The following is a 26,645-nucleotide window of genomic DNA, read 5'->3' as shown; positions in this document are numbered from 1 at the left end:
TATAAGAGGAGGACAAGCATTAATGTTTGAACATAAAATTTATAAAATGGATTTCGCAGGAAGAGAGCTTTCTGTTGAAATAGGCAAGATTTGTGAACTATCAAGCGGTAGTTGTATTGTAAGATACGGTGACAGTATGGTAATGGTGAATGCAAGTAAATCATCTAAGCCAAGAGCCGGGATAGATTTCTTCCCACTAAGTGTGGATTTTGAAGAAAAGTTATATTCTGTAGGTAAGATACCTGGAGGATTTTTAAAGAGAGAAGGAAAACCTTCTGAAAAAGCTGTACTTACTTCTAGATTAATAGATAGACCGATAAGACCATTATTCCCAGATGGATTTAGAAATGATGTTCAAGTTGTTGCTACAGTTTTATCTGTGGACCAAGATTGTACACCTGACATTATGGCTATGATAGGATCATCAATATCATTATCAATATCTGAGATACCTTTCAACGGGCCAACAGGATCAGTTTGTGTAGGGCTTGTTGATGGAGCTTTTGTTGTAAATCCTAACGTAGAGCAAAGAGAAAAGAGCAGTATGCACCTAGTTGTATCTGGTACAAAAGATGCGATAATGATGGTTGAAGCTGGCGCTGATGAAGTTCCAGACGACGTTATGTTACAAGCTATACTATTTGCTCATACTGAAATCAAGAAGGTTGTTGAGTTTATAGAAGGTATAGTAGCAGAAGTAGGTAAAGAAAAATTAGATATAGAATTACACTGTGTAAATGAAGACATAGATAAAGCTGTTAGAGACTTTGCAACTGACAAGATGAGTGCAGCAGTAAAAACAGTTGAAAAGATGGAAAGACAAGAGAAGATGGATCTAGTTAAAGAAGAAACTCTAGGTCATTTTGCTGAGAAAATAGATGACTTCGAAGATTTCCAAAGCGATATAGAAGAAGTTTTACAAGGGATAATAAAGGAAGAAGTTAGAAAGTCTATAGTACATGATAATCTTAGACCAGATAACAGAAAACCAGAAGAGATAAGACCTATATGGTCAGAAGTTGGAATGGTCCCAAGAACTCATGGTTCAGCTATATTTACTAGAGGTCAAACTCAAGTATTAAATATTGCAACACTAGGTGCATTAGGTGATGTTCAAAAACTTGATGGACTAGATGAAGAAGAAAACAAGAGATACATGCACCACTACAACTTCCCGGCTTACAGTGTTGGTGAAGCAAGACCTTCAAGAGGTCCAGGTAGAAGAGAGATCGGACACGGTGCTTTAGCAGAGAGAGCGTTAGTTCCAGTTATACCTTCAAAAGAAGATTTTCCATATGCAATAAGATTAGTATCAGAAGTACTTAGTTCAAATGGATCTACATCTCAAGCGAGTGTTTGTGGATCTACACTATCACTTCTTGATGCTGGTGTACCTATAAAAGATATGGTTGCAGGTATAGCTATGGGTCTTATCAAACAAGACGGTAAAGTAGCAGTACTTTCTGATATACAAGGTATGGAAGATCACCTAGGAGATATGGACTTCAAGGTTGCAGGTACAGAGCATGGAGTTACAGCTATACAAATGGATATAAAAATCGCTGGTATAGATGAAGAAGTTCTTAGAAGAGCTTTAGCTCAAGCTAAAGAAGGTAGAATTCATATACTAAACGAAATGAGAAAGACAATATCAGCTCCAAAATCAGAATTATCACCATACGCTCCTAAGATCGTTAAGATGATGATAGATCCAGACAAAATAAGAGATGTAATAGGGCCAGGTGGAAAAATTATAACTAAGATAATAGACGAAACTGGAGTTAAAATAGACATAGAGCAAACAGGTGAAGTATTCATATCTGGAATAGAGGCTGAAATGATAGCCAAAGCTCAAGAGTTAATCAACAATATAGTTGTAGAGCCAGAGGTTGGACAGGTTTATAAAGGTAAAGTAAGTAGAATAATGAATTTCGGTGCCTTTGTAGAGATACTTCCAGGTAAAGAAGGATTACTTCATATTTCGCATATAGCTCATGAGAGAGTTGCTAAAGTTGAAGACGTTTTAAACATCGGAGATGAAGTAGAAGTTAAAGTAACTGAGATAGATGAAAAAGGTAGAGTAAACTTATCTAGAAAAGTTTTACTTCCAAAACCTCAAAAATAATTACTTTTGTATTGAAAAGAGTGGTTTAATTAAAAGAACAATAAGCTGATTAGTTGTTTCAACTGACTAGAATGTATTTGATTTTAGTCAGTTACAAAACACTATTCAGCTATTTTTATGTCTTTTTTTAATTTATTTTCCAAGTGAGGATGTTGAATATTTATTTGATAATCTAAATGATTGTTTAATGGGACTGTTTATGAATTTAATATCAGCAGTTCTTTTTTATATTGTGAATTATATATTAAAGTTTTAATCTAAAGAACATGCAAATTAAGTTATAATATACGTATGGGGTCTAATTTGAGGAGGAAATGAAAGTGAAATCGATATTACTACTAGAAGACGATGAAAATCTAAATAGGGGAATTAGCTTGAGATTAGAAAGAGAAGGATACATAGTTTACTCTAATTACGGAGTAAGTGAAGCTATAGATTGTTTTAATAAGCATGCAATAGATTTGATAATAAGCGACATATCCTTAGGTGATGGGAGTGGAATAGATTTTTGTAGAGAAATAAGAAAACAGAGTGATGTGTATATAATATTTTTAACAGCTTTAAATCAGGAGATTGATATTGTAAATGGATACGATATGGGAGGGGATGACTATATAACCAAGCCATTCAGCTTGATGGTTCTTATGTCCAAAGTAAATGCACTGATGAGGAGAATAGATAGTCCAGATAGGCTAACTCTTGTTTCTGAGGAAATAAGAATTTCATACAAAGATATGAAAGTTTTCAGGAACGATGATGAAATACAACTCAGCAAAACTGAGCTTCAGCTTCTTATTTACCTTATGGAAAATTCAAAGCAGATTGTCTCTAAAGAGCAGATATTAACCCATGTATGGGATAGCGAAGGGCAGTTTGTGGACGACAATACGGTTTCTGTAAATATCAGTAGACTTAGAAATAAGTTGGGGGCTGATTATATTCAAAATGTGAGAGGAATGGGCTATATATGGGTAAAGGGAAGCAACAAAGAGTAATTATTATCTTATTTCTATTATTTCTAGTCGTGTTTGCAAATTGTGTGATTTTATATAATTTTAATAAACATATACAGTATGAAGATAATAGGAAACTTGGAATTTTAATCAATAAACACCCTGAGTTAGAGAAAGATCTGATTGAAGTATTTGAAGGAGATAGGGCTTACTCAAATTCTGATGTAGACTCTGGAAAGTTTTTAGAAGATAAATACGGATACACAATTAAAAATAGGAAGAGCACGGTGATTATAAAAACATATACAAAGTTTATTGTAATGAGCATCTTGCCTGTTGGAGTATTTGTATTACAAATAGATAGGTCTATTCAAAAGAGAGAGGATAGAAGTAATATTAAAGAGATTGAAGATTTTATTCAGTGTATACGACATTATAAAGATAATATATACAGTTATAAATTTGAAGAACATGACCAAAAATCTAGTTACAGTTTATACTTTAGAAAACTTGAAAACGAATTATATGAACTCGGTGGCAAATTAAATGTACTTAGAGATAATATGGTAGCTGAAGAACGTGATACTAAAGAGATGGTTACAGATATATCACATCAATTAAAGACGCCTCTAGCATCGCTAAAAATGAGTTATGAGATAGCAGATATAAATACTTTCTCAGAAGAAGAGAGAAGTAGTTTTTTAGCTAAAGGATTTGATGAAATAAAGAAACTTGAAGGGCTTTTAGATGCTTTGATAAATGTATCTAGGCTTGAAGCTAATATGATTGAAATAAAACCCACTTCTTATAGTATAAAAACGACTTTAAAGGAATCAATGAGCACTGTATTTATGAAGGCTTTTGATAAAAACATAGAAATTATTACTGAAGAATTTGAAGATATCAATATTTTACACGATCCAAAATGGACGAGAGAAGCTTTTGTAAATGTATTAGATAATGCAGTTAAGTATTCTGAAAGTGGGACAAGTATAAAGTTAAGAGTTCAGAAATTGATCAACTATATTATAGTAGAAATAGAAGATGAAGGAATTGGAATTGATAAATCAGACTATACAAAGATATTTAAAAGGTTTTATAGAGGTAATGCTAAAAAAGTTGTGGAGTCTGAAGGATCAGGTGTTGGGTTATACTTAGTCAGAAGAATTTTAGAAGAGCAAGGCGGAAGTATTAGAGTAAAAAAATCACTTTCTGGAGGAAGTGTATTTCAGTTGACTTTGCCAATAGAAAAGATATAAAATCAATTGATTTATATATTAAAAAGAAGTCTTACAAAACTGTAGACATATTGAAAGCCTCCTGTAAGATTGTCTTAGTAAACTAAATATAGACAGAGGGATAACAAATAGGAGGTATGGAGATATGAATGCGATACTTGAGGTAAGAAATTTAGTGAAACATTACGGGTCAGGAGAGAACTTAGTAAAAGCTATAGATGATACAAATCTTGAAGTAAAAGAAGGAGAATTTATAGCTATTGTAGGGAGGTCTGGATCTGGAAAAAGCACACTTTTACATATGATTGGTGGTCTTGATAGACCGGATTCAGGAAAGGTATTTATTGCAGAAAAAGATATATTCAAATTAAAGGATGAAAAGCTAGCTGTTTTTAGAAGAAGAAAGATAGGATTTATTTTTCAAAATTATAATCTTATCCCATCTCTTAATGTTTGGGAAAATATTGTGCTTCCAATAGGTCTTGATGGAAATAAAGTCGACGAAAGTTTCGTTATGGAGATAATCAGAAGTGTAGGTATGGAAGAAAAATTAAAATCACTTCCGAACACTCTTTCAGGAGGTCAACAGCAAAGAGTAGCAATTGCACGAGCACTAGCTTCTAAACCGGCAATTATACTTGCAGATGAACCTACGGGAAATCTTGACTCTAAGACTGAAATGGAAGTTATAACACTTCTTAAATCTTGTGTAACAAAATACGGACAGACTTTAATCCTTATTACGCACGATGAGACTATTGCTCAGATGGCAGATAGAATCGTAGTTATAGAGGACGGCAAGGTGGTGAGCGCGCATGAAGACTGTAACTAAAACTGCGCTTGCGAACTTAAAACAAAATAAAGGCAGAAATATACTTTCGGGTATTGCAATAGTTCTAACTACAATTCTTATGCTTGCTACAATGACTTTTGGATTTGGTATGGTTAAACTACAAGCAACTGCAGTTAATAAGGTTTATCCAACATGGCACGTAATGTACAGAGATATGCCTGAGCATAAAGTAGAAGCATTAAAACAACATGCAGATGTAGAAACTTTGGGTAAAAGAATAGATATAGCAGAAGCGACTGTAAAGGACAGTAATGTAAGACTTATCAATTTGGACAAGACATCTGTTGAGTTAAATAAAGTAGTGTTAAAGTCTGGAAAAATGCCAGTTAGTAAAAATGATATAGCTTTAACGCAAGGTCTACTTAATAAATTTGGAAAAAATTTAAAGGTGGGAGATCTAGTGTCGCTTCCATATCAGATTATAGAAAAAGATGGGCTAGGTTATGAAAAACAAGCCGAGTTTAGAATTTCAGGTATTATAAAAATAGATGGTGAAAAGCCAGATCAAAAACAGTTTGCTGGTTACATATCAAGTGAGTTTATGAAAGATCAGTTACCAGAGGATGAACGACTTTATAGAGTTATGTATAGGTTGTCTAATGCAGATAAAATGACTACAGATGATATTAATGCTTTAACTAAAGAGATAGCGGCAAATTTTGGAGTTAAAGATGCTGATATAGTTGAAAATAGCGAATACCTTTGGGCAAATTATGTGGATCCAGATATATTTTCGATAATAGCAATTATAGTTTTAGTTATTGCTTTTGCGGGAGTTCTGACAGTGTATAGTATCTACTATGTTTCTAATATTCAGAAGGTGCAGGAATTTGGAAAACTTAAAGCTCTGGGAGCTACAAAAAGACAGATTAAAAATATTATATTGAAGGAAGGTCTATTAGTTGCATGTATAGCGATACCTGTAGGGCTGATACTTGGATTTATAATAAGCAATATATTCTTTAAGTATTTCATTACTTCAGTAAATGCGGATAATGCTCTCAGTAAAGTTATGGTAGAGTTGATAAAAGATGGATCAGTTTCTCTATTCAATATATATATAATTCTGTTGACTGTAGTGATAACTTTTATTACAGTATTCATATCGCTTTTAAAGCCTATGATTACAGCAGGTAAGATATCTCCAGTTGAAGCGATGAGATACGGAGGAGATGTCAAGATTAAGGCTAAAATAAGACAAGGGTCGAAAGAAATAACTATTGGAGGTTTGACTAAAGCAAATTTATTACGAAATAAAAAGAGAACAACGATAACGATATTTACACTAGGGGCAACAGGTATACTATTTATGGTAATTGCGACTGTACTTTCTTGTGCAAATCCAAGAGAGATGGCTAGGCAAGAGATATTATATGATCATCGTATTCAAATTGAATCTTCAAATCACGACAAAATGAAACCAGAACTGAGTTGGGACAATATCCCAAAAAATAATCCTCTAAATGCAGAGTTTGAAAAACGAGTTTTGGATATAGATGGAGTTAAAGAAATAAAGAAGACAAAGTCATTAGATGCGACTCTAGATGATTTTAAAGAAGACACTAAAATGTATCCAGTGTCTGTAGATGGGTACGATGATAGCTTTGCAAAAGAATTTGAAAAGTCAGTAGTAGAAGGAAAAGTTAAATATAGTGATTTAAAAAATAGCGATACTATAATGTTGTCCAATCGTATTACAAGATGGTTTCCAGAAATAAAGGCTGGGGATAATTTAAATTTAACTCTAAGTGTAGATGGAAAAAAGGTAAAGAAAACATTTAAAGTAGGAGCAATAGTAGAGTTATCGTTCGCGTATACAGCAGACATAGTGATGCCAATCTCAGAGTTAGAAAAACTGACTGACAATAACATTACTTATAGTTACGAAATAATAGCTGATAAAGAGAAGGGCGAAAAAATAGAGAATGAACTAAAGTTGTTGACTAAAGATCAAGAGATATTAAAATACTCTAGTTATCAAGAACAATTGGAAAAGTGGGAAAATCTAATGGATATAACATCAAAAGCCTGTTATGCTTTTATGATTATAATTTCTGCTGTTGGTGTTATGAATCTTATCAACACTATGATAAATAGTGTTTATACAAGAAGACGTGAACTTGGGATTATGCAGGCAATAGGTCTTTCGAATAAACAACTTATAAAAATGTTCCAAATAGAAGGGATATTCTATACAGTGGGAACTCTAGTAGTTACGCTTGTATTAGGTAATATAGCTGGATATGCGATGTTTCTAAATGCTAAAGCTGAGCATATGCTTAATATAAAAACTTACAGCTATCCGCTCGTTCCAACAATACTGCTAATTATAACAATTGTGATTATACAATTTGTACTTACTTATGCGATTAGTAGAAGCTTTAAAAAGCAAAGTTTAATAGATAGAGTGAGATTTTCTGAATAGAAACTTTTAACTAAAAAATTAATAATACAATATGGAGAACCTATATATAAGATAATTGTAGCTTTAACTAAAGATTATCTGCTATGTAGGTTTTTTATTTCCATTTATAAAAATTAAAAAATAACCATCTGAAAAATAGACAATAAAAATGATATGTCTATCAGTGAAATGATTTGTTTAATTATCTACAATAAGCATACAAATGAGATAAAACATTACAAAACATAACAAAACAATACAAAAACTTAGACATCGTTTTCACATTATGATATACTAAAAAAGAATTTAAATTTAAAGTAAGAGTACTATAGAAAATTTAAATTAAAAAATAAAGGAGAAAGATTATGATAAAAAAGATCGCAGTAATTGCTTTAGCACTATTTATATCAATAGGAGCTACTGCATGTAATTCAAAAGGTGAAGATCCAAACGATAAGGCTAAGACAGAAACTTCTACTAATAAAGAAGCAAGTGCAAAAGATAAGGAAAAACAAGAGACACTTTTTGTTTACTCAGGTGCAGGGCTTAAAAAGCCAATGGATGAAATAGCACAAAAATTTGGTGATGAAAATAATGTGAAAATCGAGTGCAGCTATGCTGGATCAGCTCAACTTATAGCTCAACTTGAGACAAGCCAAAAAGGAGACGCATTTGTAGTCGGGTCTGAGCCTCTTTACATAAAAGCAGAGGAAAAAGAACTAGTTGGCGATCATAAAGTAGTAGCTCATCATACACCAGCAATAGTTGTACCAAAAGGAAACCCTGCTAAAATAGAAAATTTAGATGACCTTTCTAAAGACGGAGTTAAGCTTGTACTTGGAGATAAAGAAGCGAATGCTATAGGAAAAACTACTCAAAAAATACTTGAGAAGAATGATTTAAAATCAGTAAACGACAATGTAGTTTCTACAGCAGCAACTGTAAATGAAATGGTTATGCAGCTTACAGCTGGCGATGCTGATGCTACTATAGCTACTAAAGATTCAGTATTTGGAAATGATGATGTTGAAGTAGTTGAGATAGATCCAGACAAGAATATAGATCAAATTATATCCGGTGGAACAGTTGAATACAGTGAGAAAAAAGATATGGCACAAAAATTTATAGATTTTATTGCGTCAAATGAAGGAAAAGAAATATTTAAAAAATACGGTTTTGAACCAGTTAAGTAGTGGTGTAAAGTTTGAAAAATAAAATTTTTGATGTATTATTGACAGTATTTTTTGTATTAGTTTTATTATTTATTGTATCTCCACTTGGAATGCTTATAATAAGAGGCATTAGCTATGTACCTGTATGCCTAGGATCTGAAGAAGTGCAATTTGCTATAGCATTAAGCATGAAAACATCATTTATTTCAACAGTTATATGTTTAATATTGGCATTACCGACTTCATATTTTTTACATACTAAAAAAATTCCCTTTAAAAAATTAGTAGTTCAGGTTATAAATTTACCGATGTCTTTACCTCATTTAGTTTCGGGGATAGCACTCCTTCTTTTATTTGGAAGATTAGGAATAGGAAATGATCTTCAGCAAATAATTAATCTTGATTTTGTATTTACAAAACAAGGGATTGTTCTCGCTCAAGTATTTGTTAACTTACCGCTTACAATAAAGATTTTAAATACTGCTTTGAGTGAGAGCAATGAGAAGATGGTATTTGTCGCAAGAACTCTTGGATGTAATAGTTGGCAGGCATTTAGGCATATAACCCTTCCAAATTTAAAAAGGGGAATAATATCAGCTACTGTAATGACTTGGTCGAGAGCATTAGGTGAATTTGGTGCAGTTGCTATGATTGCAGGTTCGACACGAATGAAAACTGAAATCATTCCAACATCGATATATTTAAATATGTCAACTGGAGATGTGGATATAGCAGTTGGAATAGCTGTGATTTTAATAATAATATCCATTACATGTATGACAATTTTTGAAGTATTATTTAATAGGGAGGTCGGGGAAAAATAATGTTAAAAATAGAAAATCTATCACTCGAACTCCCTTCCTTTAGTCTTAGAGATAATAGTTTGAGTATTGATGGTTGTAAATACTTTGTATTGTTGGGATCTAGTGGATCGGGAAAAACACTATTTCTAGAAACTTTAGCTGGAAGGTATAAAGATGCAAAAGGAAAGATCTTATGCGATGATTTAGTTATTTCTGATTTACCGCCAGAGAAAAGAAATATAGGTTTTGTATATCAGAATTTTGAGCTATTTCCAAATATGAATGTAGAAGAAAATATAAAATTTCCTCTACAATTAATGAAAGTCAACCTTGATATACAGAATGAAAAAGTAGATAAATTAGTCGACTTGCTACAAATTAAAGGTCTAAAGAAGAGATATCCAAAGAATTTGAGTGGTGGGGAAAAACAACGTGTAGCTTTTGCAAGAGCTTTAGTTGCGGAGCCATCTATACTTTTATTAGATGAACCCATGAGCTCACTAGACTATATTACTAAAAAACGTGTAAGCAGCATTCTTAAAGATGTGTATACAGAGTATAAGCCTACAGTTATTCATGTCACACACGATATATCAGAGGCAATGTTCTTTGCTCACAATATAGGTATAATGAACAACGGTAAAATAGAGCATATTTTTAAAATAGATGATGAAATAAAGCAGAAGGGGGAGTCCTTTTTTTATGAATATATTTGATACATTGAGAGATTATCTTATTAAAGAAGCGCAATACAATGACTTAGATTTAGATATGGTTAGTATAGTATCGAAATCATTAACACCAGATGAGGCAATAGGAGATACAACTCGAAAAGATTTTCCAATATTAATAGGAAAAGAGATAATGCTTGAAGCAGACTTTAAAGGTGCAAAAGGTCAGGCATTTACATCAACGCCATCTATGTTTGAGGGGACATTAAAAGAAATCCTAGCACTTGATTTAAATGGCAATCCGTACAATAGGAGTTTATTTATAGCATCGTTAAACGCAGTATTGAGATATTTAAATCAAACAGACAGGACTATTCATTGTAAAAACAACGAGCCTGAGGAATGTGCAAAGAATTTCCCGGGATTTATCAAAAGTAAATTCAATACTCCAAAGGTAGCTATAGTAGGATATCAACCTGCAATTATAGACAATATTAAGGATTTTTACGATACTAGAGTTTTAGATTTAAATCCAGACTTTGTAGGAACGGTACAGTACAATGTCAAGATAGAAGATGGAATAAAAGATTACGAAGATGTAGTAGAGTGGGCAGATGTTATAATTTGTACAGGAAGTACGCTATGTAATAATTCTATTTTAGATTTTATGTATTTAGATAAACCAGTATATTACTATGGAACTACAATAGCTGGTGCAGCTGATATACTAGGATTAGAGAGATTGTGTTTTTGTAGTAAGTAATTAGCTTGAATTAAAGCCAAATCAAAAATATAAAAAATTATTTAATAAAAAACTCAAAATTCAAATCAATGATTAGAATAAATTTTCATAATTAACTTGATATGATTTCGGAGTTTTTATTTATATTGTACTACTTTATAACTGGTTTTATTTTACGCTGCTCATAAAAATAAAGGAAGTTACATCCTGGTCAGAGAGTTTGATTTAACTTTATATACACAAAGTAAATACACTAAATAATATCATAAAAACACTTGTCTATTAATAGTATTAAATAGGAAATAAATTTGTCCATAGATTGGGGGAGTATTTATGATGATGGTGGTTCTCACTAAAAAAAAGCTGAAAAAAATTATTACAATTATCTTAGCTTTAGTTTTGGCCATTGCAGGCGGTGTATTTTTGTTAAATAAAGACAGTAAAACCGTTTTTAGATTTTTAGATTTAAACGCACCATATGAAAGGGGGAACAAGAAAGATAGCGGTTATGTTGCACTTACATGCAATATAGATTTAGGTTGGGAGACAGAGTACATAGAAGGTATACTAGAAGTTCTTAAAAAAGAAGATGTAAAGATTACTTTTAATGTTACAGGTAAGTGGGCGGAAAAAAATAAAGAAGAGCTTCTGAAGATCAAGAAGGCTGGTCATGAGATAGGAAATCACGGATATGAACACTTGAACTATTCAACATTATCTTATGAGGATAACTTGAAACAGATAAGCACTTCTAAAAAGATAATCGAGGGTATAATAGGTGAAGAGACTAAATTTTTCCAAGCTCCTGCAGGTTCATTTGGGGATGAGACAGTAAAAGCTGCAAAGAAACTGAATTATATTCCTTTTAAGTGGGATGCTGACACAATTGACTGGAAGTATAGGGAACAACCAGATATAATAGTAGATAGAATAAAAGGTAAGGATCTAAAAGATGGAAGTATAATATTAATGCATCCAACTAAAGCGACTACTCAGTGCATTGATGATATAATTAAAATAGTTAAAGACAAAGGACTTAAGCCTGGAAGACTTGGTGATGTTTTTAAAACTGAGGTGTAATCGATGAAAAACTTAGCAAATTTACAGTGAAGTCATTAATTATAAAACTTTATGTATTTTTCAGCTAGAAAATAAATTTTTGGAGGAATATAATGTATAAAGTAAAGACATTAGAAAATGGGTTGACCATAATAGGAGAAGAGATACCGTATTTGAGATCGGTTAGTATGGGGGTATGGGTTAATGTTGGGTCTCGCATGGAAAATACTTCAACTAGTGGGACATCACATTTTATAGAGCATCTACTGTTTAAGGGAACCAAAAATAGAACAGCTAAAGAGCTAGTTAGTGAAATTGACAATATAGGTGGGCAAATAAACGCATTCACGAGTAAAGAATGTACATGTTTTTATGTAAAGCTATTAGATGAGCATATAGATGTAGGTCTAGATATTTTAAGCGATATGGTATTAAACTCTGATTTTGATGAAGAAGAGATAAAAAAAGAGAGATCTATAATAATTGAAGAGCTTAAAATGTATGAGGATTCACCTGATGATTTGTCATACGACCTATTGGTTGAGAATATATATAAAGGTCATAGTTTAGGCATGAATATAATAGGCACTGAGGAATCACTTGAAGCTATGACTAGAGATTCAATATTCGATTTTTTCAACGAATACTATGTACCAAATAATACTGTTATTTCTATATCCGGCAATTTTGATTTTGATAAAATAGTTTTAGATATAAGTGATAAGTTTAAAGATTGGAAGAAAAAAGAAGTATGTATAGAATTTACAGAGGCTGAATTTAAGCCATGTTTTGTTACAAAGAATAAAGACACTGAGCAAGTAAATCTTTCATTGTGTTTGAAGGGAATTCCAATGGAAGACGACAAAGAGAGTTATGCGATATCAGTTATAAACAACATATTTGGTGCGAGTATCAGCTCTAGATTATTTCAAAAGATAAGAGAAGAACAAGGTTTAGTTTATTCTATATATTCAAGTCAGACTCTTTACAGAAAGTGTGGAGAGTTAGGTATTTTTTCGAGTATGAGCAACGAAAATGTAAAAGAAGTATACAAATTGATTTTAGAGGAAATAGAAGATTTAAAGAAAAATTATATAACTGAAGAGGAACTTGAGTTTAGTAAAGAGCAATTAAAAGGAAGCTATATTTTGGACTTAGAGAGTACAAGCAGCAGAATGATGATGATTGGGAGATCAATGCTTCTAAATAAAAGAGTAAAAACTACAGATGAAATACTAGATTGTATAAATAAGGTCGACTTAACTACAGTTAAAAACGTTATAGATAAAGTTTTTGATGTAACCAATAAAGGAATTTGTTTGGTTGGAAGAGATGTAGAAGAGATAGACTGCTTAGATTAAATTTAAAGTAAATCTGTGGAGGGGTATTTATGAATTTATCTGAAATAGCGGGTAAAGAAATAGTTAACTTGGTAACTGGCGAGAGATTAGGTATAATAGGAGAGTGCGATCTGATTTTAGACGAGACAACTGGGAGTATTTTAGCTCTTTTAATACCTCAAGAAAGAGGATTTTTTAGTAGAAGAAGAAATGATTTATTTCTTGAAGTGCCGTGGAGAAATGTTAAAAAAATCGGAAACGACATGATAATTATAGAATACGATGGTCATATATAGGAGGACATTATGGAGATTTTGGTGCAGAAATTTGGTGGTACATCAGTTGAATCATATGATAAAATGGCAAAAATTTGCCAAATAGTAAAAACTCAAAAAGACAAAGGTTTGGATTTGGTACTGGTTGTATCAGCTATGGGGAGAAAAGGTGCTCCATACGCAACTGATACACTAATAAATCTCTGCGGTGATATAAATTCAAATCCATCAAAGAGAGAGATGGATATTATAATGTCTTGTGGAGAGATGATATCTGGAACAATTCTTGTAAATATGCTTATTGCAAATGGAATAGAAGCTGAATTTTTAACAGGTCAGCAGGCTGGGATTTTAACTACAGATACTTATTCGGATGCTAGAATAAAATACATCAATCCTAGTAGAATAAAACAAGCTCTTAAGCAAGATAAGGTTGTAGTTATTGCAGGGTTCCAAGGAGTTACAGATGAAGGTGAGATTACAACACTTGGAAGAGGTGGAAGTGACACTTCGGCTGTTGCTATAGGAAAAGCACTTGAATGTGATACTGTGGAAATCTACACAGATGTAGATGGAATAATGACTGCAGATCCGAGGATAGAGCCTGAAGCTAAGATATTAGACTTTATAGATTATGAAGAAGTATTTCAAATGGCAGATAAAGGAGCGAAAGTTATACATCCAAGAGCAGTTCAACTTGCTAAGAGCGGAAATATAACACTAGCCATTAAAAATGCCATGAATCCAACTTACAAAGGAACTAAGATTGGATATATGAATAGCTACACTTTAAATGATGATGAATACGAAGAAGAAAATGAACTTAAAGTAGCAGTAGCTCATAAAGATAATATTGCACAGGTTAGAATTAAAACTGAGGAAGACAAGTTTACAGAGATTCTAGATGAGATAGTAAATAAAAATATAAGCATAGATATGATAAACTTCTTTATAAAGGAAAAGACTTTTGTAGTTGATGAAGTTAATATCGAGGAATTAAAGGTTGTGCTTGATAGTTTTAACCTTGATTATGAGATAATAAGAGATTGTGCTAAGGTAACGCTTATAGGTTCTAAGATAGTTGCAGTTCCTGGAATAATGTCTAAAATAGTGAGAGGTTTATCTAAAGATGGAATTTCCCTACTTCAGACATCTGATTCTCATATGACTATTTCATGCTTAGTAAACAGAGAAGATATGAAAAAAGCAGTTCATGCAATTCACAATGAGTTTTATATAAAATAAAATACTTTTAGAAAGAATATAAAAATGGATTGAGTATTCGATTATTTATAATATATTAAAGTTGTAGATTTAATATATGTATTATATAGTCAATTACTCAATCCATTTTCTATAAGCTCTTTATTTTTTCTGAGCTATAAAATTTGAAACTATTGTAGATACACCCGCAATACAGCTACCAGAGCCCAATAATGACTTACCCTTAACTATTTCTATAGCCCCAACTACAATCATGATAACACCTAGGGTTTTACCCACATTGCAGCCTATTCTATTGATATGAGCTGGTGGAGAAGTTAAAATATTAACCTTTTTAAAAGATTTTTCTAATGATTTTTGAGATATATCTTTTGTTTTATCTATTAAGTTTTTGTTATAATTTTTCATTTTGCCTCCATTATATATTTATTATACCAACCGTTGGTATGTATAAAAGTAAAATATATTCTTTTCATAAAATTGTAGCTTTACAAAAAGAATAATTGAAATTTATTTAATTTTTAAAAGCATTCATATTTTTATAGGTATTAACGAATATATCGATTATTTCATCAGTTATTATATCAGCACCAAGTTGTTTCATTAGGTTTTGCAGTACAATTAACCTCTGTTTTGTTTCTTCTATGGATCGACTATATATAACTGGATTTATCCATATATTGATAAGAAGCATAAAAACTTCACTGCATTCAAGAGGATACTCAGTTTTAATTGAGCCATCTTCTCTTCCTTCTATAAATAACTTAGAAATAATCTGGGCGTCATCAATAACAGAAGCTTGAATACCAGCAACCACAAATTGAGGATTTTTAATTTGAGATGATAAAATGGTATCAATTGAATGGTTTTCCTTATCTTTTGAAATTTCTAGTATGATCTTTTTTAACTTTTCTTTTGCATTTTCTGCTTTTGTATTTACGATCAAGCTATTTAAAAGATCTTTCGCGTAACTAGAACGCCTCTCTATAATCGCGTTTAGTATATCTTCTTTTGATTTAAAGTGGTGATATATAGCGCCTTTTGACATCTTTAATTCATTTAAAATATCTTGTATAGTAGTTTTTTCATAGCCGTTTTTATTAAATAGAGTAGTAGATATAGCCAATATCTGCTCTACAGTTTGCTCTGGATATTTATTTCTTGACATAGCTTTATAATACCCCCTTTATACCAACCGTTGGTATGTTTAATTTAACATTTTGATTTAATAATGTCAATAGTTATATTTTTAGTAGATATATTTAGCGATTTTGGTAAAACTAAGTTAAATATATTTATTGATAGGAGCATTTATTATGGAGAATTATAAGAATAATATTAATGAAGATGAATCCGAGGATACTTTCGAAGATGAAGATTTGGAGAATATAAAGGAACTTGGTAGACCAAATGGAATCCCAGATACGAGTAGAGATATAGAGTGTATTACTATAATCGGAGAAATTGAGGGTCATTATATGAACAACCCTCAAAAAAAGGCTACAAAATACGAACATCTAATCCCACTTTTATATGCAGTTGAAGAGAGTGATGAAACCAAGGGGGTTCTTGTTATATTAAATACCATGGGTGGAGATATTGAAGCTGGACTTGCGATTGCAGAGTTAATAAACAGTTTATCAAAAAAAGTTGTATCACTCGTACTAGGAGGAAGCCACAGTATAGGTGTCCCATTAGCTACTGCTGGGGATTACTCTTTTATTGCGCCAACAGCTACTATGGTAATTCATCCAGTTAGGACAACAGGTCTAGTAATAGGTGTAAACGAGACATTTGAGTATTTTAAAAAGATGCAGGAGAGAATCACACAGTTTATAACTAGAACTTCAAATATAAAAAAAGAGGATATAGAAGGACTTATGCATTCTAGAGATGAACTCGTTAGCGATGTAGGAAGTGTACTAATTGGAAAAGAAGCAGTAGAGTACGGATTAATAGATGAGGTCGGTGGGCTTAAAGACGCAATAAATAAACTGAGAGAATTAATAAATGAAGAAGAGGTTTAAAGATTACTAATTTGTAACGAAATCAAATAAGTTTGTTTATTTTAGATACTTTATGCTATAATTATGTAAGCAAAACAGAGGTGTTAGTGTTTAGACATTAGCACTTTTTGTTTTTAAGGCTTAAACATGTAAAAATGGGGAGTGATTTTTTATGGCCACTAAGAAGAAAAAGAAAAAAAAGAAAGGCAGTAAGTTAGGCTTTAATTCTGAATACCATAATCTGATTACAATATTTATAGGAATTTTTCTTTTATATAGTTTAAATTCTAATACGAATGGATGGCTGCCATCAGTGATGCAGAGTCTATTTAAAGGTCTATTTGGTGGACTTTCTATAGTAATTCCTTTATTATTTATCCTTACAGGAATATTGGGATTTTTCGATGGCAACGAATACATATACAGATTTAGAAAGACCAAACTATATTATGTAGCAATATTGTTTATATTCGTATTTTATGGTTTATTAAATGTGCGAAGTCTTCCAGTGGATAGTCCACTTAAGGCTAGCATGATAAGTGATGTTATGGATATGGGGGTAAAGGGCACAGGTTGTGGACTTATTTCCAGTACAATATCATTTTATATGACTAAAGTATTTGGTATATTTGGCGCATGGCTTATAAGTTTATTTATGCTTATATTAGCAGTTTTATTTATCTTCAATATATCTATAAAAGATATGATAAATGGACTAAAATTTATGTCAAACAATCCTGAAGCTAGTAAGATGAGCTTTAAAGAAAAGATGGCTAGTATGAAAAAGTCAGCCGTAAATATTATGACAGATGAAGTTGATGAAGCTACTGTTCCTCAAAAAACAGGTTTTTTCAAAAAGATGTTTTCTAAAAACCAAGATAATGAAGGAACAACAAATGTAGATGATAGTAATGTAGTAGATGAGGATGTATTAGACGACAATGTAGATGATAAAACTATCAAGATTGTTGGATTTAATAAGGCAGAAGATGAATACCTTGAAATATTAGAGGGAACAGCAAGTATGCCGGAATTAGATGTACTTAAAGAATTACAAAAAGCAGGGGATAAACCTGATAAAGTTGAAGAGAAGAGCAATGCAACAGTTGCTGATTTAAATAAAACAAGAAATAGTAACAGTACTGATGATATTAAGATCTTTGATTCAACTCAACCTATGGGAGTTGAAAAAACAAACTATGATAATTACAAAAAGCCTAGCGTAGATCTTTTAAACAAGGCTCCTAAAAAAGCAGATGAAAACGGCAAGAAAAAAGTATTAAAAAATGCTGCCCTGCTTGAAAAGACGCTTGCTGATTTCGGAGTAGAAGCCAAAATCAATCAAGTAACTGTTGGGCCTACAATAACTAGATACGAAATACAGCCAAGTCCTGGTGTAAAAGTTAGCAAGATAGTTAACCTGACAGATGATATAGCTCTTAGCTTAGCTGCAAAGAGTATAAGAATAGAAGCTCCTATACCTGGAAAAAGCGCAATAGGAATAGAAGTTCCAAATGAAGAGGCTCAAATGGTAACTGCTAGAGAGATTCTAGAGAGTGATGAATTTAATAATTTCAATTCTCCACTAGCAATGGGTCTTGGTAAAGATGTTGCAGGAAATATAATAATTGGAGATATAGGAAAGATGCCTCACCTTCTTATAGCTGGTTCTACAGGATCAGGTAAGAGTGTGTGTGTAAATACGCTTATAAGTAGTATACTTTACAAGGCAAATCCTGATGAAGTAAAACTTCTTTTAATAGATCCAAAAGTTGTTGAACTTGCAAACTACAACGGTATACCACATTTACTTATACCAGTTGTAACTGATCCAAAGAAAGCTGCAAATGCTCTTAACTGGGCGGTAGTAGAGATGAATAGAAGATACAAACTATTTGCAGAAAACCAAGTTAAAGATATTGGCGGATACAATGAAAAGGTAGTAGATGATAAACTACCTAAGATAGTAATAATAATAGATGAGCTTGCAGATTTAATGATGGCGAGTGCAAATGATGTTGAGGATTATATATGTAGATTAGCTCAGATGGCAAGAGCCGCTGGAATGCACTTGATTGTAGCTACTCAAAGACCATCAGTAGATGTAATCACAGGTGTAATCAAAGCAAATATACCATCTAGAATAGCTTTTGCTGTTTCATCACAGACAGATTCAAGAACTATACTAGATACAGGTGGAGCTGAAAAACTTCTAGGAAAGGGAGATATGCTATTCTACCCACTAGGTGCGGCAAAGCCAGTAAGACTTCAAGGTGCATTTATATCTGAAGGCGAATCTGAGAGAGTTATAGATTTCGTTAAAGATCAAGTTAAAGACGAAGTACAGTATGAAGAAGACATAATTGAGACAATTTCTAAGGTCACTACTTCTAAAACAGATGATGAAGATGAGTTTCTACATGAGGCTATAGAACTCGTAGTAGATAGCGGTCAAGCATCAGCATCTATGTTACAGAGAAGGTTTAAAATAGGATTTAACAGAGCTGCTAGACTCATAGACTCAATGGAAGAAAGAGGAATAGTCGGTCAAAGTGAAGGAAGCAAACCTAGAAAAGTATTAATAAGTAAAGAGGATTTAGAAGGTGAAAATTAGATGACAGTAGAGATTGAAGAAGCTCTAAACTTAGAAAAAGTAATTTTTGTAGATGTAAGAACGGAAAGCGAGTATGAGGAAGACCATATATTAAATGCTATAAACATGCCTCTATTTATGAACGATGAGCACAAAGATGTAGGTACTATATATAAGATGCTTGGAAAACATGAAGCTATACAGAAAGGCTTTGATTACGTATCATATAAACTTAAAGATATGTATTTAGAGCTTTCTAAGCTTGCAAATGAATACGATAATATGGTTGTTTACTGTGCAAGAGGTGGGATGAGAAGCGGAAGCATTACCAATGTCATATCATCTCTAGGCGTAAATGTCTACCAACTAGAAGGTGGATACAAGTCGTACAGAAACTTTGTTTTAGATTATTTTAAGACTGCTATGGAGAAAAAGAAACTTGTATCAGTACATGGACTTACAGGCGTAGGTAAAACAGATTTACTTCATATGTTGGAAGAAAAAAATGTAGACGTATTAGACCTTGAAGGAATAGCTAAAAATAGTGGATCTATTTTTGGGTTTATAACATTTGAAGAGAAATCTCCATCTCAAAAGTTATTTGAGACAGAAATATTTGAAAAACTATATTTTTCAAAAAAAGATTTTATCTTTGTTGAAAGTGAAAGCAAGCGTGTAGGTCATAACTCTGTACCGAACGAGATATATGAGTCTATGATAGGCGATTGTCAACATATAATACTTGAAGTTAGCCTAAAAAACAGGGTAGATAGGTTGTGTAGAGATTATATTTATTCTAAAAATGAGGATAATATAGATGATCTTAAAGAGTGCATAAACAAATTTAGAAAAAGACTAAGCAATAAAGTAGTAGATGAGTACATTGAACTTTTAGAGACTAAAAAATATGAAGAAGTAGTAGAGAGGTATTTACTTGAATACTACGACCCGCTTTACACACACTCTATAGAAAAGTATGAATACGACGAAGTTATAAATTTTGATGATGAATCTAAAGCTTTAGTTAAAGTATTAGATTACTACAATCGATTGATTGTAAAAGACAGTTAGAATTTAAGATATTATTGTAAATTTAAGGAGATGTTTATATGAACTTACCCAATAAGTTGACTCTATTTAGAATCTTATTGATACCAGTTTTAGTATTATTAATTCTATTAGAAGTTCCAAATAGATTCCTTATATCTAGTGTTATATTTATAATTGCATCTATTACAGATGCTCTAGACGGGTATATAGCCAGAAGAGATAACTTAGTAACCGATTTTGGGAAATTTATGGATCCACTTGCTGATAAGCTGTTGGTTATTTCGGTTCTGATATGTATGGTTGAAGTAGATCTTGTAAGCAGCTGGATGGTCATTATAATAGTTGCTAGAGAGCTTACAGTAAGTATACTAAGAGCTATTGCTGCAGCTGATGGAAAAGTTATAGCAGCTGGAGGAAGTGGAAAGCTGAAGACGATAACTCAGATGGTTTCTATAGTGGTATTATTTTTAGGAGCGCATTTTTACAATGTCTACTTGCTTAATTTTGGTACAGGTCTAATATTTATAGCTACACTTCTTACTCTTTATTCTGGATGGGAGTATCTATACAAGAATAAAGAAGTATTTATGGAGAGCAAATAGTATATTTAGAAATAGGATAAAAATAATATTTAAATACAAATAGTTAAGAGTTGATAGGTATGTAATTGGATATAATATATTAAGCGTATGGTTAAGCAGCAGCTAGAGCCAAGCTTGGGATATTCGCATTCAATTTCATGCCTATTTTCTATTTATATATTGAATGTGTTGTACAAAGATTATATGATTATTTTCTGGAAAGAAATTTTATGTTTAATGAAGGGCAAAAATGTTAATAAATAAGATAGGGAAAATAAAAAATAAAAAATCAGGAGTAATGTATTTTTTAAATTGACTCTATTAATATTATGATATATAATTAATGTACAACAAAGAACAAATGTTTGATTTTATATATATGAAGGGATGGTATTGAGATGAGCGTTGATCAAGAAAAATTAAAAGCCTTAAACGAGGCACTGGGGAAAATTGAAAAAGACTTTGGAAAAGGATCTGTAATGAAACTTGGAGAAGCTACTTCTATGTCTATAGATGTAATATCAACAGGAGCTTTAGGGCTTGATATAGCTGTAGGTATAGGTGGACTTCCAAGGGGAAGAATAGTTGAGATATACGGACCAGAATCATCAGGTAAAACAACTGTTGCACTTCACTGTGTAGCAGAGGCTCAAAGAACGGGTGGGATTGCAGCATTCATAGATGCAGAGCATGCGCTTGACCCTATTTATGCAAAGGCGCTTGGCGTTGATGTAGACAACCTTATAATTTCACAACCTGACACTGGAGAGCAGGCACTAGAGATAGCTGAAGCTCTTATAAGAAGTGGAGCTATAGATATAATAGTAGTCGATTCAGTTGCAGCTCTTGTTCCAAAAGCGGAGATAGATGGAGACATGGGAGATTCTCACGTAGGTCTTCAAGCTAGACTTATGTCGCAAGCTCTTAGAAAATTAACAGGATCTATCAAAAAATCTAACTGTGTAGCAATATTCATAAATCAACTTAGAGAAAAAGTTGGAATCATGTTTGGTAACCCTGAGACTACAACAGGTGGACGTGCTCTTAAGTTCTATTCATCAGTGAGACTTGATGTAAGAAGAATAGACAGCATCAAACAAGGTGACAAAATTGTGGGCAACAGAACTAGGGTAAAAGTTGTAAAAAATAAGGTTGCACCTCCATTTAAACAATCAGAGTTCGACATAATGTATGGAGAAGGTATATCTAAGTCTGGAGATCTACTTGATATAGCTGCGAATGTTGATATAGTTAAAAAATCTGGTTCTTGGTACAATTATGAAGATACTAAACTAGGACAAGGTAGAGAAAATGTTAAAAAATTCTTAGAAGATAATCTAGATTTAACTGAAGAAATAAACAAAAAAGTTAGAGCGTATTATGAGCTAGATGCCACTGATGAAGTAGATGGCGAAGACAAAAAGAAAAAGGTAGATGTAGAACAAGTTAAAATTGAACAATAGACTTAAGAAGATTATATATAATTAATAAGTAATAAAAGGCATTCCACACTCCTGATTAGCTTGACACAATATAGAAAAGATTATAAAATTAAAAGAGGGTAAAATATATAAATTTAATTAGATAGAACAGTTTGACTATAATTAATGAGGATATTTTTATCATATTTACGACGTTTTGGTATACTAAATGACGTTTTAGTTTAATAACTAATGAAAAGGAGGTGGATGTCATAGAGATTGTAATAGGTATTATATGTGCAATTATTGGTATTTTAGCAGGATATATTGTTAGAAAAAACGTATCTGAAGCAAAAGTTGGCCAAGCTGAAAACTTAGCTAAAGAAATAATAGATAAAGCACATCGAGACTCCGAAACGGTACAAAAGGAAAAATTATTAGAAGCAAAAGAAGAGATCCACAAATGGAGATCTGAAGCTGAAAGAGAGAATAAAGAAAGAAGAAGCGAAGTACAAAGATATGAAAAAAGAGTTATTCAAAAAGAAGAAGTTTTAGATAAGAAAATACAAGGATTAGAAAACAAAGAATCTAATTTAGCAGAAAAGGTTAAATTAGCAGAGGCAAAAGAAATAGAAATAGAAGATATCAAAGCACAACAACTATCTAAATTAGAAGGTATTTCAGGTATAACATCTGACAGAGCAAAAGAGATAATCTTAAGCAATGCTGAAAGAGATGTTAGACGTGAAATGTCTATGATGATTAAAGAAGTTGAAACACAAGCAAAAGAAGATGCAGAGAAAAAATCTAGAGAGATTATTGGATATGCAATTCAAAAATGTGCTGCTGATCATGTAGCAGAGACTACAGTTACAGTAGTAAATCTTCCTAATGATGAAATGAAAGGTAGAATAATTGGTAGAGAAGGTAGAAATATAAGAACCTTAGAAACTCTAACTGGTATTGATCTTATAATAGATGATACTCCAGAAGCAGTAATTTTATCAGGATTTGATCCAATAAGAAGAGAAATTGCAAGAATTGCCCTTGAAAAACTTATAGCAGATGGAAGAATACACCCTGCTAGAATAGAAGAAATGGTAGAAAAAGCTAAAAAAGAAGTCGACAATATCATCAAAGAATACGGTGAACAAGCTGCATTTGAGACAGGTGTTCACGGACTTCACCCAGAGCTTATCAGACTTCTTGGTAGACTTAACTACAGAACAAGTTATGGACAAAATGTACTTAAACACTCTATTGAAGTTGCCCATTTAGCTGGTATCATGGCTGCAGAAATAGGTGCAGATGTTAGATTAGCTAAGAGAGCAGGATTAGTTCACGATATAGGTAAGGCTGTTGACCACGAGATGGAGGGTACACATGTAGAAATAGGTATGGATTTACTTAGAAGATATAAAGAATCTAAGGATGTAATTCACGCTATGAGTACTCATCACGGTGATTACGAGCCTCAGTCAGTTGAAGCTGTTTTAGTAACAGCAGCAGATGCTATATCAGCAGCTAGACCTGGAGCTAGAAGAGAGACTCTAGAAGCTTATATCAAGAGACTTGAAAAACTCGAAGAAATAGCTAGTTCATACGATGGTGTAGAGAAGTCATATGCAATACAAGCTGGTAGAGAAATAAGAATCATGGTTAAACCAGAAGATGTTAACGATGAGGAATTACACTTACTAGCAAGAGATATGACTAAGAAAATTGAAGATGAACTTGAGTATCCAGGACAAATAAAAGTAAGCATAATAAGGGAAACTAGAGCAATAGAATATGCTAAATAATTAGAAGTAAAGGCCACAATTAATAGATATCATTCTATTTATTGTGGTTTTTTATATAAAAGCTTAGTTTTAAATGTTATAATTATTTATAACATAAGGAGGTAGTTATAAGTGATTCAATATGTAGATATAAAATCCCAACTAGATGCCCTAAAAATAAAAGAGATTGAAAGAACTTTCTATGAAAAGTTAGACAAAAATACTAAGATTATTCCAAAGGTTACTCCTTTTAAAGGTATAAATACAGACTTGCTGTATATAAAAGACAATAAGCCGTTATTTATAAAATTTGTGGATACTACTGAAGATTTATTTTCAATACTAGAAGAAGAGCTAATAGAAGTTATGGATGAAGAGTTTGGTCTATTAAAAAATAAAATGAACCTTAACTTTAGAAATATAAGTTACAACTACATTTTCATCATGCCTTATGTAGAGATCGATGATAATTTTGGTTTTGATGAATTTATAAAAAATCACGTTATAGATAAAAATAAACTTTCAGATATAATCGGTGGAAAAATATCTTTAGATGAATATTTACAAGATGAGAACGATGGAGTAAGTCTAAATTTATATCTGTTAGATGTTTGTTCGGAGTATTATTTGATAAATGATTCTCTGCATCTAAATGAAAACTTTAAAAAAATTTCTTTTTACAATGATGACTATGAGTATACAGCGACAATGATGGAGGAATCTCAGATAAAAGAGGCTATATCTATAAATTATGGAAACTCTCTAATCGAAGGGGCTTCGGGTACTGGTAAGACATCAATAATGCTTTCTAGAGCGATAAAATTATCAAAAGTATACCCACATCATAATTTTCTGATCTTTACCCACAACAAACAGTCATGCAATGAATTAAGAGAGCTGCTTGAGATACTATATAAAGACAATAATAATTTAGAAGTGCATACATTTGGGTCATTTATTTTCAAATTAGCTAAAAAATACAGCCTGATACTTGACTACACTATGTTAAAAAATGATTATGAGAAGACATTTAAAAATCTGGTTAAACAAGCAGAGAATATTATAAAAAATAAAAATATGTTCAAAGGAATATTTATAGATGAAGCTGAGTGTTTCGCAGATGATGATATAAAATTTATACAAGAGTTTTTGTACAAGGCTAAATATATCTTCAACATTTACTCATGTGGATCTTTAAATATCTCAAACAATCTAAATATATTTAAGACTCCATATGAGTATATAGAGTTTGACGAAAACTTATTTCTTAATTGCAACTATAGACAGACTAAAGAACTTGCGGGGTTTGTAAATAAATTTGCAGAGAACTCAAACAAATTTATAAGAAATCTAAAGAGCAATGTGGATTACGATATTTTCTACAAAATGGATGCTATAAGGAGTTTGGATAGCTCAGTGGATATAATTAAGGTAAGCGATCTAGACGATCAAATAAGCTCTGTTATTTGGGAAATAGAGTATCTTACAAGTAAACTAGGAATAAAGCATGAAGAAATAGCTGTAATATATCCGTATAACAAGAAAAGACTGAAAAATGGAAATACAATATACTTTCAGTACATGTTGAAAAAAGCATTTGAATCAACTAATATACCATATATATATGCAGACGAAAACTTGACCAATCTAAGCAAGAAGATGGGAGTTACGCTATCTAATATATACACAATAAAGAGTTTAGAGTACAAGGCTGTTATTGTATGTGAATTGGAGATGTTGTACAACCAAACTATAGCTGATACGGATCAGGACTATCAAGTTAATGATTTTGTTGGAGATTTAAATAAGATTTATCTTTCTTTGAGCAGGGCTTCCAACTGCCTTAAGATCGTTACGACTTTTGATGAAGATGGTAGTGACCTTGTGAAACTTATAGTGGATTCTAAATAAGCGAAGGTTGAGAAAAGGGATGTTGATGGAGATAGATTTAATATATCACCATCAACATCCTTTTTCTCTTCCTTGAACTAAAATATAATACGGAGGATGATTTAAAGTCTAGTCTTATGTTTGATATAGTATTTGAAGAAGGTCAGAAACAGTAGACTCCGACTCTAAGTGATGGTGAATCTCAAAGGATTAAACTTGCCAAAGAGATTGGCAAAAGGCGTAAAGGTAATATTCTTTATTTACTAGATGAGCCAACTACTGGCCTTAGTCTATAATACCGCAATGCTATTCAGTTATTGGATGAACTCGTAGTAAACTGAAATCCAGTCATTGTTGTTGAGCAAACCTCGAGATATATGGCAACTAATTAAGAATTATATCCTTCCAGCTATAAAAAGCTAACAGCATACAACAATTCTCACAAAAGAATAGTTTTATATGCC

The 26,645-nt window shown here is 32.1% G+C and carries 22 protein-coding genes; 20 read left to right on the top strand and 2 right to left on the bottom strand.

What is annotated here, in order from left to right:
- Window positions 1–22: 22 nt before the first annotated feature.
- From pnp to dapG, 13 genes are all read left to right on the top strand, one after another.
- Window positions 23–2,125, top strand: coding sequence for a polyribonucleotide nucleotidyltransferase (gene pnp, locus J2Z43_RS04260; RefSeq protein ID WP_209455998.1), 2,103 nt, complete (start codon window positions 23–25; stop codon window positions 2,123–2,125).
- Between the two features lie 314 nt (window positions 2,126–2,439).
- A complete protein-coding gene (locus tag J2Z43_RS04255; RefSeq protein WP_234925963.1) occupies window positions 2,440–3,120 on the top strand; it encodes a response regulator transcription factor in 681 nt (226 codons plus the stop codon).
- Between the two features lie 44 nt (window positions 3,121–3,164).
- Entirely contained in the window at window positions 3,165–4,337 is a 1,173-nt protein-coding gene (locus J2Z43_RS15125; protein WP_209455996.1) for a sensor histidine kinase, read from the top strand.
- A gap of 124 nt (window positions 4,338–4,461) precedes the next feature.
- Window positions 4,462–5,148, top strand: coding sequence for an ABC transporter ATP-binding protein (locus tag J2Z43_RS04245; protein ID WP_209455995.1), 687 nt, complete (start codon window positions 4,462–4,464; stop codon window positions 5,146–5,148).
- On the top strand, window positions 5,132–7,594 hold the full coding sequence (locus tag J2Z43_RS04240; protein WP_209455994.1) for an ABC transporter permease: 2,463 nt from the start codon (window positions 5,132–5,134) through the stop codon (window positions 7,592–7,594). The genes J2Z43_RS04245 and J2Z43_RS04240 overlap by 17 nt, the downstream gene beginning before the upstream one ends.
- Window positions 7,595–7,938: 344 nt before the next feature.
- Entirely contained in the window at window positions 7,939–8,766 is an 828-nt protein-coding gene (modA, locus tag J2Z43_RS04235; protein ID WP_209455993.1) for a molybdate ABC transporter substrate-binding protein, read from the top strand.
- 11 nt (window positions 8,767–8,777) lie between these two features.
- Window positions 8,778–9,569 (top strand): ABC transporter permease, encoded by a 792-nt coding sequence (locus tag J2Z43_RS04230; protein WP_209455992.1) that lies wholly within the window; start codon window positions 8,778–8,780, stop codon window positions 9,567–9,569.
- The gene (locus J2Z43_RS04225; protein ID WP_209455991.1) at window positions 9,569–10,264 is read left to right on the top strand and encodes an ABC transporter ATP-binding protein; all 696 of its coding nucleotides are present in this window, start codon (window positions 9,569–9,571) and stop codon (window positions 10,262–10,264) included. Before J2Z43_RS04230 ends, J2Z43_RS04225 begins: the two co-directional genes overlap by 1 nt.
- A complete protein-coding gene (locus J2Z43_RS04220) occupies window positions 10,251–10,982 on the top strand; it encodes a Rossmann-like domain-containing protein (RefSeq protein WP_209455990.1) in 732 nt (243 codons plus the stop codon). Before J2Z43_RS04225 ends, J2Z43_RS04220 begins: the two co-directional genes overlap by 14 nt.
- Before the next feature lie 312 nt (window positions 10,983–11,294).
- Entirely contained in the window at window positions 11,295–12,041 is a 747-nt protein-coding gene (locus tag J2Z43_RS04215; RefSeq protein WP_209455989.1) for a polysaccharide deacetylase family protein, read from the top strand.
- Between the two features lie 92 nt (window positions 12,042–12,133).
- Window positions 12,134–13,381 (top strand): M16 family metallopeptidase, encoded by a 1,248-nt coding sequence (locus J2Z43_RS04210; protein WP_027701714.1) that lies wholly within the window; start codon window positions 12,134–12,136, stop codon window positions 13,379–13,381.
- A gap of 29 nt (window positions 13,382–13,410) precedes the next feature.
- Window positions 13,411–13,656, top strand: a complete 246-nt coding sequence (locus J2Z43_RS04205; RefSeq protein WP_027701715.1) for a YlmC/YmxH family sporulation protein — start codon at window positions 13,411–13,413, stop codon at window positions 13,654–13,656.
- Between the two features lie 9 nt (window positions 13,657–13,665).
- A complete protein-coding gene (dapG, locus tag J2Z43_RS04200) occupies window positions 13,666–14,880 on the top strand; it encodes an aspartate kinase (RefSeq protein WP_209455988.1) in 1,215 nt (404 codons plus the stop codon).
- A 120-nt stretch (window positions 14,881–15,000) separates the two neighbouring features.
- Here the strand turns inward: dapG and J2Z43_RS04195 are convergent, their stop codons facing one another.
- Window positions 15,001–15,267 carry a hypothetical protein gene (locus J2Z43_RS04195; protein ID WP_209455987.1) on the bottom strand — a complete coding sequence of 89 codons (267 nt, stop codon included), beginning with the start codon at window positions 15,265–15,267 and terminating at the stop codon, window positions 15,001–15,003.
- A 106-nt stretch (window positions 15,268–15,373) separates the two neighbouring features.
- Entirely contained in the window at window positions 15,374–16,027 is a 654-nt protein-coding gene (locus J2Z43_RS04190) for a TetR/AcrR family transcriptional regulator (protein WP_209455986.1), read from the bottom strand.
- Between the two features lie 148 nt (window positions 16,028–16,175).
- Here J2Z43_RS04190 and J2Z43_RS04185 point away from each other — a divergent pair, with 148 nt between their 5' ends.
- From J2Z43_RS04185 to J2Z43_RS04155, 7 genes are all read left to right on the top strand, one after another.
- Window positions 16,176–16,886, top strand: a complete 711-nt coding sequence (locus J2Z43_RS04185) for a ClpP family protease (protein ID WP_209455985.1) — start codon at window positions 16,176–16,178, stop codon at window positions 16,884–16,886.
- 151 nt (window positions 16,887–17,037) lie between these two features.
- Window positions 17,038–19,479, top strand: coding sequence for an FtsK/SpoIIIE family DNA translocase (locus tag J2Z43_RS04180; protein ID WP_209455984.1), 2,442 nt, complete (start codon window positions 17,038–17,040; stop codon window positions 19,477–19,479).
- Window positions 19,480–20,529, top strand: coding sequence for a tRNA 2-selenouridine(34) synthase MnmH (gene mnmH, locus J2Z43_RS04175; protein ID WP_209455983.1), 1,050 nt, complete (start codon window positions 19,480–19,482; stop codon window positions 20,527–20,529).
- A gap of 38 nt (window positions 20,530–20,567) precedes the next feature.
- Window positions 20,568–21,110, top strand: a complete 543-nt coding sequence (pgsA, locus tag J2Z43_RS04170; RefSeq protein WP_209455982.1) for a CDP-diacylglycerol--glycerol-3-phosphate 3-phosphatidyltransferase — start codon at window positions 20,568–20,570, stop codon at window positions 21,108–21,110.
- Window positions 21,111–21,487: 377 nt separating this feature from the next.
- Entirely contained in the window at window positions 21,488–22,552 is a 1,065-nt protein-coding gene (gene recA, locus J2Z43_RS04165; protein WP_209455981.1) for a recombinase RecA, read from the top strand.
- A gap of 221 nt (window positions 22,553–22,773) precedes the next feature.
- Complete coding sequence (rny, locus tag J2Z43_RS04160) at window positions 22,774–24,312, top strand: ribonuclease Y (RefSeq protein ID WP_209455980.1); 1,539 nt, start codon at window positions 22,774–22,776, stop codon at window positions 24,310–24,312.
- A 111-nt stretch (window positions 24,313–24,423) separates the two neighbouring features.
- Complete coding sequence (locus J2Z43_RS04155) at window positions 24,424–26,202, top strand: UvrD-helicase domain-containing protein (protein WP_209455979.1); 1,779 nt, start codon at window positions 24,424–24,426, stop codon at window positions 26,200–26,202.
- Window positions 26,203–26,645 lie beyond the last annotated feature (443 nt).

Source organism: Metaclostridioides mangenotii, assembly GCF_017873185.1.
Classification (GTDB): domain Bacteria; phylum Bacillota; class Clostridia; order Peptostreptococcales; family Peptostreptococcaceae; genus Metaclostridioides; species Metaclostridioides mangenotii.
The sequence above is the reverse complement of the archived record's forward strand: the minus strand, read 5'-3'. Positions and strand labels throughout refer to the sequence as shown.

Coding starts and splice junctions, on each gene's coding strand:
- pnp (WP_209455998.1), top strand. CDS start 23: ATGTTTGAACATAAAATTTATAAAATGGATTTCGCAGGAAGAGAGCTT.
- J2Z43_RS04255 (WP_234925963.1), top strand. CDS start 2,440: ATGAAAGTGAAATCGATATTACTACTAGAAGACGATGAAAATCTAAAT.
- J2Z43_RS04245 (WP_209455995.1), top strand. CDS start 4,462: ATGAATGCGATACTTGAGGTAAGAAATTTAGTGAAACATTACGGGTCA.
- J2Z43_RS04240 (WP_209455994.1), top strand. CDS start 5,132: ATGAAGACTGTAACTAAAACTGCGCTTGCGAACTTAAAACAAAATAAA.
- modA (WP_209455993.1), top strand. CDS start 7,939: ATGATAAAAAAGATCGCAGTAATTGCTTTAGCACTATTTATATCAATA.
- J2Z43_RS04225 (WP_209455991.1), top strand. CDS start 9,569: ATGTTAAAAATAGAAAATCTATCACTCGAACTCCCTTCCTTTAGTCTT.
- J2Z43_RS04220 (WP_209455990.1), top strand. CDS start 10,251: ATGAATATATTTGATACATTGAGAGATTATCTTATTAAAGAAGCGCAA.
- J2Z43_RS04215 (WP_209455989.1), top strand. CDS start 11,295: ATGATGATGGTGGTTCTCACTAAAAAAAAGCTGAAAAAAATTATTACA.
- J2Z43_RS04210 (WP_027701714.1), top strand. CDS start 12,134: ATGTATAAAGTAAAGACATTAGAAAATGGGTTGACCATAATAGGAGAA.
- J2Z43_RS04205 (WP_027701715.1), top strand. CDS start 13,411: ATGAATTTATCTGAAATAGCGGGTAAAGAAATAGTTAACTTGGTAACT.
- dapG (WP_209455988.1), top strand. CDS start 13,666: ATGGAGATTTTGGTGCAGAAATTTGGTGGTACATCAGTTGAATCATAT.
- J2Z43_RS04195 (WP_209455987.1), bottom strand. CDS start 15,267: ATGAAAAATTATAACAAAAACTTAATAGATAAAACAAAAGATATATCT.
- J2Z43_RS04190 (WP_209455986.1), bottom strand. CDS start 16,027: ATGTCAAGAAATAAATATCCAGAGCAAACTGTAGAGCAGATATTGGCT.
- J2Z43_RS04185 (WP_209455985.1), top strand. CDS start 16,176: ATGGAGAATTATAAGAATAATATTAATGAAGATGAATCCGAGGATACT.
- J2Z43_RS04180 (WP_209455984.1), top strand. CDS start 17,038: ATGGCCACTAAGAAGAAAAAGAAAAAAAAGAAAGGCAGTAAGTTAGGC.
- mnmH (WP_209455983.1), top strand. CDS start 19,480: ATGACAGTAGAGATTGAAGAAGCTCTAAACTTAGAAAAAGTAATTTTT.
- pgsA (WP_209455982.1), top strand. CDS start 20,568: ATGAACTTACCCAATAAGTTGACTCTATTTAGAATCTTATTGATACCA.
- recA (WP_209455981.1), top strand. CDS start 21,488: ATGAGCGTTGATCAAGAAAAATTAAAAGCCTTAAACGAGGCACTGGGG.